The sequence below is a fragment of the Micromonospora sp. NBS 11-29 genome, from assembly GCF_002140155.1.
Taxonomy (GTDB): domain Bacteria; phylum Actinomycetota; class Actinomycetes; order Mycobacteriales; family Micromonosporaceae; genus Micromonospora.
This window is the reverse complement of record NZ_NAPR01000004.1, coordinates 320,689-332,404: the sequence shown is the minus strand read 5'-3', so window position 1 is coordinate 332,404 and position 11,716 is coordinate 320,689. Positions and strand designations below refer to the sequence as shown.

Here is an 11,716-nt window from a genome sequence, read left to right as displayed (position 1 = left end):
GTGGGGTGGGGCGAGGCGGGGCGAGGCGGGGTGGGGTGGGGCGGGGTGGGGCGGGGGCAGGGTGGTTAGGAGAGGTGGGAGGAGGTTGTTGACGGGGGGTGGGCGCCCAGGAAGAAGATGCCGGGGAAGCCCTTCGTTTCGAAGCCTCGGCTCGGGTTCCGGCGCAGGGTCGAGCTGCTGATCGACATCGTGCCGGTGCGGTCGTTGCTGACGAAGAAGACGGCGCCGCCGCCCTCGTTGGCGCTGTTGCCCTCGATGACCGTGCCGGCGAGCGTGACCGTGAACGTGTTGCCGTCGCAGTAGATCGCGCCGCCGCTGCCGCCGCCCGGTGTGCCGCCGCGGGCCGGGTTCGCGCCGGTGCCGACCGCCCGGTTGTCGCGGAAGACGCTGTTCAACACCGTCCAGGAGACGCCGATGCTGCTCAGGGCCGCACCGTTGGCGCACACCCCGCCGGTGAAGGTGCTGTTCACCACGTACACCGGTTTGTTCTCGAACTGGCTGAGCACCCGCAGCGCCGCGCCGCCCAGGTCGGGGCCGGTGCGGTCGCAGCGGTTGTCGACGAACCGCGAGTTGACCACCTTGACCCGTCCGCCCCGGACGAAGATCGCGCCGCCCCCTCCGCCCTCGATCGTCTCGCCGGTGGAGTTGCCGTCGGTGAAGGTCAGGTTCTGTACGGTGAGCTGCGGGAACTCCTGGTTCTGGCAGTGCGAGGTGGTGAAGCCCTGGGCCGGGTCGCAGGTGTTCAGGTAGAGGATCCGTCGGCTGCCGCCGCCGCTCAGGGTGACCTTGCCGCCGCCGTCCAGCACGATGCGCGGGCCGTGCGCGTTCACCACCTTGGCGGTGGCCTTCATGGTGATGGTCACCGGCGCCGGGCCGCAGTCGAACGTGATGATCCCGCCGGCCGCGACCGCCTTCACCACCGCCGCGGAGGTGCAGCTCGCGGCGGTGCCGCTGCCGACGGTACGGGTCGGGCGCGAGGTGTCCACCGCCCGCGCCTCGGCCGGCACGGTGGCCTTCCCGTCCGGGTTGCCGGTGCGCAACGCGACCGTGGTCGGTTTAGGGCTCGGCGCGGCGCGGCCGAGGCCGGTGCGGGCGCTCGGCGGGGCCGTCGGTGCGTCTGCCTCGGCGCCGGCCACCGGGGCGGCCGACGTGTCGGCGGCGGTGGCCGGGGCGGTGGAGGGGTCGGCGGGGTCGCCGCCGCAGCCGGGCAGCGTCGCGGCGGCCAGGGCGAGGGCGAGCAGGGTGAGGGCGGGCTTGACGCGCACCGGCCGATGCTAGGGCGACCGGCCGTCCGGGCACGAACCCACCGGCGATCCTTAACCCGCCGCTANGCCGTTGAGCCGCGCCCGCCGTTGAGCCGCGCCCGCCGTTGAGCCGCGCCCGCCGCTAAGCCGCGCCCGCCGTTGAGCCGCGCCCGCCGCTAAGCCGCGAGCCGCGCCCACGGTGGGAGCCGCGAGCAGGTGCTCAGGTGTGGGAGAGGGCGAACGCGACCAGGAAGCCGAGCACGGTGATCAGGCCGACCAGCAGGTGCGCGTCCTCGAACGCCTCCGGGACCATGGTGTCGGTGATCATCGCCAGGATCGCGCCGGCGGCGAGCGCGGTGATGGTGGCCAGCACCTCGGGCGGGGCGCCGCCGAGCAGCGTGTACCCGGCGAGCGACGCGGCACCGGAGATCACGGCGATGGCGGTCCAGAGCCCGAAGACGTAGCGGCTGGTCCGCCCGGCCTGCCGCATCCCGGCCGCGCTGGACAGCCCCTCCGGCACGTTGCTGAGGAAGACCGCGATGACCGTGACCAGGCTGACCGGGCCGCCGGCCAGCAGGCCCGCGCCGATCACCACCGATTCGGGTACGCCGTCGAGCAGCGCGCCGACCGCGATGGCCGTACCGGAGCCGGGCTTTTCCTGCTCGGAGGGCTGTTCGTCGCCGGAGCGCTTGCGGTGCCGCGCGCCGCGCCGGGACAGCAGGACGTTTGCCCCGGTGTACGCGAGCGCCCCGACCACCGCGCCGATCGCCACCGGCAGCAGGCCGCCCTGCTCGTGCGCCTCGTCGATCAGCTCGAACGAGACGGCGGAGAGCAGCACGCCGGCGCCGAACGCCATCACCGACGCGGTCACCCGGCGCGGCACCCGCACGAAGAACCCGACGGCCGCCCCGATCAACAGGGCGGACCCGGCGAGCAGGCCCCAGAATCCCGCTTCCACCCATTCCGGCACGCGCGGGACCCTACCCCGGGCGCGGGGCGGCCAACCAGGGTCAGAAGTCGACGAACAGGTAGGCTCATCCGTTGCCCACCAGCTCAGAGCTTTGATCAAGGCTCTGAGCTGGTTCTATGTCCGGGCGCCGGTGGTCGTCGTTGGTCAACTTTGGCCGGCGTTTGACGCCCTGACGATGCCCTGACGCCCTGGTGACGCCCTGAGCGCCGGCTCAGTTGACCTCCTTCTCGGGGCGGGCTGACTGCGCCGCCGTGGGCCGTCTGAGGGACTGCGCTCGATCGTTCCGGAGCGGGGCCGGCGGTTGTGGGGGAGGCCGGGCGTGTCCTGGCGGTGGAGCTGGTGCCGCGACCAGGTGACTCGGTGGCAAGCCAGTCCCGGGGTTGGACTGGCGCGGCAGCCGGAAGCCCGGACCACACGACCAGAGCGGCCGCGCTGGCTTCCGTCACGGCCTCGCTGATGCTGGTTCTTCTTCCCGTGGGGGGCGGTGTCCCGGCGGCTTTCGGTGGCTTACCGCCCCGGCGCCGTAGGCGGCCGGGGCGGCTTGCCGCCGGCCGGGCTTGCCGCCCGCACCGCGCGGAGCGCGGTGCCTTGATCCAAAAAAGAGGAAATCGGCAGCAATAGCGATGAACAGCGTGGTCACGAAAGTCAGACAGGAAACCGCCAATCCAAGATATCTTCGGCCCTGTCGGTCACTAAGATTAACTCCCCATTGGTTGAGGCTCGGGTAATCGATGCTTGCAGGGCTTCAGCGAGGGAAGGATGTCGCTTGACTGCGGTTTGTCGGCCAGGGCCGTACTCGGGCCACCTGTTTCCATCTTTGACGATCCTCCGGATGAGTAGTTGATTTGAGTTTCTCCTGGATGTCAGTCCACTTATGTTTTTTAGATTTCGCGAAACGGCTACGTCTATGCATAGGCATACCAGTTTGGCGTTCCGAGGGGTGCTTCGCAGGTGCGGCAGTGGGATGGCAGGGGAGCTTTGGTGGGCGGCAGCATGGCGTAACTCGCAAAGTAGCTCAAAAACCGTCTTAAAGCTCGCGTTTCCCGGGGCATATTTATCGACCTGCTGCCAAATTCGGGTCAGGGCACCCCAGACTTTATCTGTTGGTGTGCCGACCAAAGAGACTATCGCCTCGACATCTGATGCGCGGATATTCGAGCCGGCCCACATGAATGCCATGTGGTGTGGCATGAATGTCCCGGAATATAGAGAAGTGAGGGAATGCCCGATTTCTTGAAGGAGCAGGGAGCGGTGGGCACTGTTTGAATACTCTGCGTCCCTAATTCTTTTTGGTAGTACCTCTAAGACCCGGTTCTCGTACAGAGTCGTCCCTCCAGGCAAGCTGCCTGGAGGGATTCGCGCAGCTGCTAGAGTTGCAGACCACTCCAGCATTCTTTCCTTAAGGAATGACTCGACCGCTATGAGCCCGTGAACCGCGATGCCTCGCATCAGGTGGTCGGAGACAGCGGCGCTTGTGGCGGGCGAGGTGCTCAAGGCTGCAAGGGCGGCGTCGATGGACGACAGTCGGTTTAGGAGATTATCTACGGCGCTCATGCTGCCTACCTGGTAGCGATTTCTTCCAGCATTTCCTTAATTGCTCTAGAGAATTCTTTGATATAATGCGGGCTGGCTGCCCGAGCCAAACCTGAGAATCGATACTCTCCGCCTATTTTAACCATTTCCTGAATGACAAGATTTCTATGCTTAATTGACTCTTCCAGAACGAATTCCGGAAGTAGATCACAGGCAAGCATCTGTGCGTCATAGACTAAGGGCGTGCCGATGAATCGCCAGCCCAGGTTTGGCCGATAGAGCTGGAAGGCTTGCTCTCCCCAGATTGCTTCGCAGGCGCGGAGCGCCCGCAGAAAGCGCTTGTTCAGAGCTCCTGTATCGGAGAGGGAAGCGTGTTGATTCTCGGCCATGAATCGGTCCATGGCGATCGGTAGGCTTTTCTCATGCCGTTCCTCTAGGTTGAGGAGAGCGAAGAAGCGTAGCACATATTCTACGTCCGCCATGCCAGTGCGACTTCGGCCACCACGGATGTTCCGTCCGATCTGAGCGCGGAAGAAGCTGTCCGTAGCGAGCTCCTTTAGGCTCTCGTTAAAAAGCCCTGGAAACCTAGCATTGCGGATTTCTTGTCGTGATAGCGATTCTCCTCCGGTGTTGAGTCGCACGAAAAGNTTCTGGTGAGGAAGCGCATCTGTACAGTGGGTGGGAGTCCGTCGAACTTCATGTCGTCGAATTCGTATGCGAACTCTAGCCCGGTCAGCCGAAGCTCGTTCTTAACGAAGCTGTTGATCGCCATTAGGCGCTGCCTGCCGTCAATCACCGAGCNAGTGACTCAATGAAATTGCTTTGCTGGGTTCTACTCCAGACGTCTCCCCGCTGAAACGTGGGATTCAAGTCAAGTGCCCCGGTGTCTACCAGTTCGATGACCTGCCTGACTGACAGGTCAAGGGATGCTGAATAGATATCGCGGAAGAAACGATCTTGCTCGAAGTTCACCCTTACTCCGTGGATTTCGATGCGCTTAAACAAGTGGAGCCGAGTTCAGCGCTGTTCAATGTATGCTCGGTATTCTCGGATGATGCTCTCGACTCGTCCGTCTATCCGTATTATGCTTTCATGCTCAATTAGTCTAGCGCCGACTTCTATGTTGAATAAAGCTGCCAAAGTTGCATCCGCAGCGACTATCTGCTTTCTGACCTCTGGATAGCTTATTTGTGACGGTTTGCAGTCCCGGCCATGCGGAATGGCGTACGTTCCCCTCCCGTGCTCAGTGGCTACGAGTCCGTCATTTCGCAATAAGGCCATAGCTTGGCGGATCGTGCCTCGGCTTGCTCGAAACTCAGCCGTAAGGGTGCTCTCGGAGGGCAGAAGTGACCCTGGTCCGATGAGGCCACGTTCGATGCGTTCCCTCAAAATACCTGCGATGACGCGGTAGCGGGGTTGGCCGTAGTGCGGGGTGGGCACCTGCTCACCGTACCTGGCACTTGTCTTACCAAGTGCCAACCAGGCGGTCCGTTTCGACGTCTAGACAACTCGTCCACTTGTAGATACGTTTCGTGAGGTGCGGCCAGGGTGACGGCCCGTGTCAGGGGTGGTCTCGTGCTGGTCCTGGTCGCACCTGACGCGCGGCGTCCTGTCGGACCGGTTGCGGTAGCCGCGCGGACAAGTTGGCTCGGCGATACCCGACCCGTGCCCGTCGGGCGGTGCGCCGTGCCTTCATTCGAGCCGGTGGCCGGCTGCATTTCCCCCGTGGTCGGTCGCCGGCTCTCTTCTAGCTGTGGAGGTGCGATGTCTAGCTGTCCTCGTCGACGCCGCCGGCTCTCCCTGTGGTGGCCCCGAAAGCGATACGTCCCACCGGCTGTGTGCCCGGCGGTCCCGATGTCGGCGCGATGGTCGGTCGAGCAGGCACGGGAGTCGTCCGCGTTGCCGTCTACCCCGCCGATCACGCGAGTCCAGGTCTACCGGGACGGTGACGGGCGGTGGCCGTGGTGACGCCTACGAACAAGTGCGCTGACGTTACGAGCCACCCGGACTGGTGTGCTCCCGATCGCTGCGGTCACCTCGTGCCGCCGCTGATGACGGAGATGACTCGCCACCATCGCGGTGCGATGCATCGGGTCGGTAACGCTCGCGCGGGCGGCATGGTGGTTGCTTACCTCGTCGGTGTTGACGCTCGGACGCCCCTGGTCGCGGTGCATGCGACGTGCCGGGCCGGTATCGGCTGGGCTGAGCTGTCCCTGACCCAGGCCGTTCGACTGGCCGAGTGCCTGCCGGGCCTGGTGATCGAGGCGGGCGGAGATCCCGGGAGCCGTGATGACTGATTCAAGGAGCATGCCGGAGTACGCCCTGGGGTCGGTGACCGATGTCGTCGGATGCCCCGCGTGGTGCCAAGGGTGCGGACCGGACGACCCGATGCACCGAGGTTTTCTCGCCACCGTGGGCCAGGAGCGGACGGGCTGGGTCAGCGTTCAGATGCTGCTCGACCGGTTCGGGCGACGGGACCTGGTCGTGAAGCTCGACGCCACCCGCGACGGCGCGACTCAGCCCGTCCTGCTCGACCAGATCCGTCTGGATCGACTCATCTACGAACTGACCTACGTCCGCCTGGTGATGATGACCAAGGGCCTACATCTGGAAGAGCACGATGAGCACCCCTGAGCGTCGACACAGTCGGACGCCCTCGCCGGCCGGGCGACAGACCAAGCTGCGTACGCCTCCGGTCGCCCCGGTGCCCGAACGTCCGGCCCGGGGGACCACCTGGCAGACGTTGCAACGTCTAGGGGGTACGGTGTCCGGTATGCAAGGCCGGGACTGGCGCCCTCGCTACCTGCAACTCGCGGAAGAGTTGCGGGCGAAGATCATGGGCGGCGAACTGGCCCCCGGCACTCTGATGCCGAGTGAGACCGAGCTCGCCGACTCCTCCGGCCTGTCCCGCACCAGCGTGCGCAATGCGATCCGGCAGCTCCGCGAGTGGGGCCTGGTCCGTGCCGAGCAGGGGCGCGGCACCTATGTGCGGGCACCGCGCCAACGGGTGCGTCGGCGCAACGCTGAGCGGTATCAGTGGGAGAAGGATCGGGTCCTGCTTGACGAGGGTGAGCGGTTGAAGACCGGCGCCACCGAGCACGACACCGGCCTGACCGTCGACGACCTTAAGTTCCACGCCGAGTACACGCGGGTGGAGGCGGATGCGGAGATGGCGGCGGCCTTGCAGGTCGACCCGGGTACGAAGCTGCTGCGCCGGGTCTACTGGACTTCATCCCGGCATGAGAACGCGCCGCTGACGGTGTCGTACTCGTACCTGCCGTACGACCTGGTGGCTGCGAACCCGGACCTGCTCGACGAGAGTAAAGAGCCGTGGCCGGGCGGCACACAGCACCAGCTCTACACCATCGGCATCGAGCTGGACCGGATCGACGACGAGATCCGCGCACGTCCGCCGTCGCCGGACGAGGCCGAACTCCTCGACATCGACCCGGGCGTCTCCGTCCTCACCGTCCGGAAAACCTCCGTCGACACCACCGGCCGAGTCGTCGAGGTCGCCGACATAGTGATGCCGGGTGACCGCGCCGAGCTTGTCTACTCCCACACACTCCAGCGGTGGAAAATTTGACGCAGCTCGTCTCGGTCGTCACCCCGGTCCACGCGCCCAGCATCGAGTACCTTGCTGGCGCCTACGAGTCGCTGACCAAGCAGGACTTGCCCCCCGGGTGGGACTGGCAATGGCTCGTTCAGGAGGACGGAGAGACCGGCGCCCTGGTCGACGTGCTGCCCGACGACCCCCGGATCAGCCTCGGCGCCGGCCGCCCCGGTGGGCCTGGCGTTGCTCGTACCCTCGCCCTTTCCCGGGTTGCCGGGCAACTCATCAAGGTCTTGGACGCCGACGACCAGTTGACACCCGGGGCGCTCGCCCGGGACATCGCAGCGTTCGACACGCACCCGCAGATCGGCTGGACCACCTCGCGGGTACTCGATCTGCTGCCCGACGGGTCAACCGCCGGCTGGGACAAGGATCCAGCCGGCGGAGTCGTCGACCGCGGTGCGGTCCTGTCGTTCTGGCAAGCCAACGACTACCGGGCATCGGTGCACCCGGCGACGCTGTGCCTGCGGCGGGATCTCGTCCTCGCCCTGGGTGGCTGGATGGCGCTTCCTGCCTCCGAGGACACGGGGCTGCTGCTCGCTGCCAACGCCGTCAGCGCCGGCTACTTCACGCGGGAGTACGGGCTGCTCTACCGCAAGTGGCCCGGCCAGGTCACCAGCCAGGCCGCGCACCGGGAACCGGTCGAGTATCAGGCCCGAATGCGGATCATCGAGGCCAGAGCCAACGCCCTGGCCTCGATGCTGCCGAACGGTCTACCTCTCACGCCTCTGGCGTAGCCTCGTGCCCCGGCATGCCGTGGGTACGCCGCCGCTCCTTCATCTCCGCCTCGTAGATGTGCCGCCGGCCGCCGGCTAGCTTCTCCCGCGCGTCCCGCTCGATCTCCTGGAACGCGGCGTAGTAGCCATCGTCGAACTCCTCCATGATCTGGAAGGTCCAACGCCCGGGGATCAGGTTCCGCCCCAGCAGTTCGCGTTCCACGCGGTTCGCCACCTCGCCATGGCCCGCCTTACGCATCAACTCGACCACGCGATCGAGGGTGAGGTCTGCACCGCCGACCAGCTGGTGCGCGGAGTAAAGGTGTCCTCTCACGCGGTGGACTGTCTCTAAAGCCTTGCTCAGCTCGCCTAGGGCTTCGACGGTAGCGTCTTCGACTCTGGCCGGACGTGCATGCATCTCATCAACTGCTTGGCGCTTACGGTCCATGTCCGTCTCTTACCCCGAACTCGCATACCAATACCGTTCGCCTGCTGTGGCTGCATGGTCGAGGTGTTTCGATTAGCTCGGGCAGTTTGCCTTCAGGAAGGCTATAAGCTGCTCCGTGTCGCGCGAAAGTGGGTGATCGCTTCCATATATCCGCCTTCTGGCGGACAGGATTCGATCCAGTTCCTCGAACGCTTTGGACCACTGCTGCCGAAGAACCATATAGCTCACTAGGCGCAGACGAGTTGTCAGTGTGCTCGGGTGGTCGGCACCAACTATAGAACACTCGTCAATTAAAACATTTAGAAACTCCTCCTCTGCACTCTTCAAGTCGCCTGATTCTTCGAGCAGTACAGCTAGCTGGAAGCGGGTAGCAAGAGTGTGCAGGTGGCGCTCGCCGAGCACCTTTGAGCGGTATTTAAGCGTTGCTCGGTAATGGGCCTGCGCCTCTTCGCGTTCTCCCACCTCCTGTAGGGCAAGAGCAAGTTGATGCCTAGTGGCTAACGTTTCATGGTGATCTTTCCCTTGAGCTTTGCTCCGAGCAAGATAGACAGAGCGCAAAACATGACACGCAGCAGCCGCATCTTTGCTTTCTTGTAGTGCGACCCCTAACTCATGTTTCGTCGATAGGGTGATATGGTGATTTTCGCCTAAGGTTGCGCTGTGATGATCGGCTACTTCACGGAACTCTGATATCGCCTCATCGAATTTCGCTTGAGCCTTACGGATCCGAGCTCGAACAAAACGGGCCTGATAGATGGCCGTGTCGCTGGCACCTTTCGTCTCCGCGTCATTAATAAAACCGTCTATCTCTGCGACTGCTTCGGATAGCTTGCCTTGCTCAATCAGAACTTGATACAGATTGTTTCTGGTGCCCAGCAAATTCCGATACGAAGGACCTCGGTCTTTGGCTGAGAGGATCAATCGGTACTCGCTCTCGGCGCGCGCTAGCTCTCCTAGCTGCCACAGCACGTCTGCATGCGCGTGAACTGTCGCTAGGGTTTCCGGTGAGGAAGGGCCGAATATTATGCTCTTTCGTTTTTGGACAGTGCGCAGTTCAAGTTCAGCTTCAGACAGCCGTCCAAGCCGGCCAAGGCAGACGGCAAGNCCTCCAGAGCCCGAACCTGTTCGGTCTGTGCACGTTCGAACTCTCCTCGGCTCATCAAGAAGCGAGCTGATTGGTATGCGCTAAAAGCTGCGGCATCAATGACTTCGGCCCGGCCATCGGTTACTTCTAGAGCTTCAGAGAGCAGGTGAAAAGCGTGATTCGATATAGCTTCCCACGTTGGCCATGATGTCCAGTCATCCTGCGGCGCCTTGATGGTTCCATTCGCAACCATAACGGTTGCCGCAGCAAGGTAGGTTGATCGGGGCTTTTGGAGTCTTCTAGGATATCGCCCGATATCGCGCACGAGTGGGTGAATCGCAATCCAAGCTACTGGAGCTTCTGTTTGGCTCGGCAAATGTTGAGGGATGCGAGTATCAATCAAGCCGAGATCGGATAGTGCTTCTACGCCTGCACGAAGGCTCCTTTTAGTGGGCGTCTCGAAAACGCCAAAACGATCTAGAACCTGTGGCTCTAGAAGGTCAACTGGTATCGGGGCGTCTGCAAAATGAGAGAGCATCTGTAGGAGGGGGCGAGCTTGTGATATGCCACGCTTTTCAAGCGCTGAGAGTGATAGTTCCCAGGTGCATCCCACAAGCTCCCGTGCCTGCCGGTCACCGAACTTCGAACTATCTTCGTCGAGTTCGGGAAACAGTTCCGAAATTTCGGCCTCTAAGGCTTTTAGGTATCCGGCGTATGAAGTAATAGCATCGGGCCAGGGTGCCTTAGCGTTCGCTTCAATATGCGTGCCAGCAAGCCGTAGAGCCAAGGGTAGGCACCCGAGGCGAGTCGCAAGCTTTTCAGCATCTGGGCGACTGCCTGCAAGGCCTCCGGCATAACCGACCAAGACAGTGGCTGAATCTGCTGGGGATAGCATGTTGACCGGTTGAAGTGCGCACCAAGTTGCCCACCTGCGGGCATTGGAGTCCCGGGTGGTCACGACTATCGATCCCTTGCTCGGAAGGGGCGGTCTAATCCATCCTGTGCCATCGCTTAGTGGTGCATTATTTGCTGCTAGGATCGATGGATCGTCAGCCCCATCGATGATAATTAACCACTTTTTCTCGTGGCGGTTTAGTAATTCCCAAAGTAGATCTGTCGCGCTTTCTTGGCCGCTCCACGCGCGTATTAACCTTTTGTGAGGTGCTCCCAGTGCACCGCAAAGCTGGCGCATGCCGTCATGCAGCGTATTCTTACTGGCCGCTGAAATCCACCACACCTCTATGCCTTGCCTTGCGGCTTGGTCGGAGAGAAGCATGGCTATCGTTGACTTGCCGGAGCCGCCGAGGCCGTGTAATATTTTCACGCCTCCATTGTTTTCGCCCTCAATAGATTTAAGCAGCTCATCAAGCAGTTCATGGCGTCCATGGATGGGGCGGCCGAGATGGTCAGCTGGCGGCACGATCGATAGGTTGCCGGGATTCGTCAAATCTATCGGCGACGGATCTACGTTGATCGAAACGTCGCCGTCGGTTCCAGAAATTTGGAAAACATGCCCCGAGACGGTGCTTCCTGAGATGGATTGTTTTTCGTAGGAGTCTTGGCTCCAGTGCTTTCTCATCTGTCTACCTCAATGTCGCCGCCAACTTCATCAAACTGTATTACGGGGCCGCGAACATCAGATTTATGCACCGACTGGCCGCCCAAGCTGGGCGGGTTGATGTTCGAGTCGCGAGGTGGGGTGTAGCCCTCGAACATACCTTCACTGTCGGGTTCTGAAGTGATCCTGATGCTGCCAGATACCTTGCTCGCCTGAAAAACGCCACTAGCAACCCGGGATGATGTTACAGATTGCTTTGTGGTTGCTCCTCGGTCGGATCGAGAGGCGGCGACTGCGTTGAAGACAGAGATTCCAAGGCCGGCAATCCCTATGAACAGACCTGCCGCGCTCGCGGCTTTGTCCGCCTTTTCGAGCCCGAGCCTGAAGAAGTAGTAGCCAAGGCCGCCAACGGCTAGCCCGGCGGCAAGCCAGATGTAAAGACGGGGGAGCCTCATCGCCACAGTATCCACCGTGGAGGGATGAAGGACGAGCGTCAGCGCGCTGTGGACCAATTGCCGACATCGAGACCTCTGGCCGAGCTGGTCATGCC

General features: G+C 62.7%; 12 protein-coding genes. 4 read left to right on the top strand and 8 right to left on the bottom strand.

Features of this window, described 5'->3' with window-relative positions; genetic code table 11:
• Positions 1–65 precede the first annotated feature (65 nt).
• The 4 genes from B1205_RS05595 to B1205_RS05580 form a co-directional block, all read right to left on the bottom strand.
• Positions 66–1,265 carry a hypothetical protein gene (locus B1205_RS05595; RefSeq protein ID WP_089154633.1) on the bottom strand — a complete coding sequence of 400 codons (1,200 nt, stop codon included), beginning with the start codon at positions 1,263–1,265 and terminating at the stop codon, positions 66–68.
• 199 nt (positions 1,266–1,464) lie between these two features.
• Positions 1,465–2,214: a ZIP family metal transporter gene (locus B1205_RS05590; RefSeq protein ID WP_089154632.1), complete on the bottom strand. Its 750-nt coding sequence runs from the start codon at positions 2,212–2,214 to the stop codon at positions 1,465–1,467.
• A gap of 1,559 nt (positions 2,215–3,773) precedes the next feature.
• Positions 3,774–4,388, bottom strand: a complete 615-nt coding sequence (locus B1205_RS28930; RefSeq protein WP_140157982.1) for a hypothetical protein — start codon at positions 4,386–4,388, stop codon at positions 3,774–3,776.
• 376 nt (positions 4,389–4,764) lie between these two features.
• On the bottom strand, positions 4,765–5,187 hold the full coding sequence (locus B1205_RS05580; RefSeq protein ID WP_176308434.1) for a GntR family transcriptional regulator: 423 nt from the start codon (positions 5,185–5,187) through the stop codon (positions 4,765–4,767).
• Between the two features lie 599 nt (positions 5,188–5,786).
• Here B1205_RS05580 and B1205_RS05575 point away from each other — a divergent pair.
• The 4 genes from B1205_RS05575 to B1205_RS05560 all read left to right on the top strand — a co-directional run bounded on the left by B1205_RS05575 (position 5,787) and on the right by B1205_RS05560 (position 8,097).
• Complete coding sequence (locus B1205_RS05575) at positions 5,787–6,044, top strand: hypothetical protein (RefSeq protein ID WP_254909737.1); 258 nt, start codon at positions 5,787–5,789, stop codon at positions 6,042–6,044.
• Between the two features lie 10 nt (positions 6,045–6,054).
• Positions 6,055–6,381, top strand: coding sequence for a hypothetical protein (locus tag B1205_RS05570; RefSeq protein WP_254909736.1), 327 nt, complete (start codon positions 6,055–6,057; stop codon positions 6,379–6,381).
• A 139-nt stretch (positions 6,382–6,520) separates the two neighbouring features.
• Complete coding sequence (locus B1205_RS05565) at positions 6,521–7,333, top strand: GntR family transcriptional regulator (protein WP_254909735.1); 813 nt, start codon at positions 6,521–6,523, stop codon at positions 7,331–7,333.
• Complete coding sequence (locus tag B1205_RS05560; protein ID WP_254909734.1) at positions 7,321–8,097, top strand: glycosyltransferase family 2 protein; 777 nt, start codon at positions 7,321–7,323, stop codon at positions 8,095–8,097. Before B1205_RS05565 ends, B1205_RS05560 begins: the two co-directional genes overlap by 13 nt.
• Here the strand turns inward: B1205_RS05560 and B1205_RS05555 are convergent.
• From B1205_RS05555 to B1205_RS28920, 4 genes are all read right to left on the bottom strand, one after another.
• Positions 8,081–8,524, bottom strand: coding sequence for a hypothetical protein (locus B1205_RS05555; protein ID WP_089154628.1), 444 nt, complete (start codon positions 8,522–8,524; stop codon positions 8,081–8,083). The genes B1205_RS05560 and B1205_RS05555 overlap by 17 nt on opposite strands.
• A 72-nt stretch (positions 8,525–8,596) precedes the next feature.
• Entirely contained in the window at positions 8,597–9,403 is an 807-nt protein-coding gene (locus tag B1205_RS05550; protein ID WP_140157981.1) for a tetratricopeptide repeat protein, read from the bottom strand.
• 143 nt (positions 9,404–9,546) lie between these two features.
• On the bottom strand, positions 9,547–11,187 hold the full coding sequence (locus B1205_RS28925; RefSeq protein ID WP_140157980.1) for an ATP-binding protein: 1,641 nt from the start codon (positions 11,185–11,187) through the stop codon (positions 9,547–9,549).
• Positions 11,184–11,621 (bottom strand): hypothetical protein, encoded by a 438-nt coding sequence (locus B1205_RS28920; RefSeq protein ID WP_176308433.1) that lies wholly within the window; start codon positions 11,619–11,621, stop codon positions 11,184–11,186. The genes B1205_RS28925 and B1205_RS28920 overlap by 4 nt, the downstream gene beginning before the upstream one ends.
• Positions 11,622–11,716: the final 95 nt, after the last annotated feature.

Coding starts and splice junctions, on each gene's coding strand:
- B1205_RS05570 (WP_254909736.1), top strand. CDS start 6,055: ATGCCGGAGTACGCCCTGGGGTCGGTGACCGATGTCGTCGGATGCCCC.
- B1205_RS05565 (WP_254909735.1), top strand. CDS start 6,521: ATGCAAGGCCGGGACTGGCGCCCTCGCTACCTGCAACTCGCGGAAGAG.
- B1205_RS05555 (WP_089154628.1), bottom strand. CDS start 8,524: ATGGACCGTAAGCGCCAAGCAGTTGATGAGATGCATGCACGTCCGGCC.
- B1205_RS28920 (WP_176308433.1), bottom strand. CDS start 11,621: ATGAGGCTCCCCCGTCTTTACATCTGGCTTGCCGCCGGGCTAGCCGTT.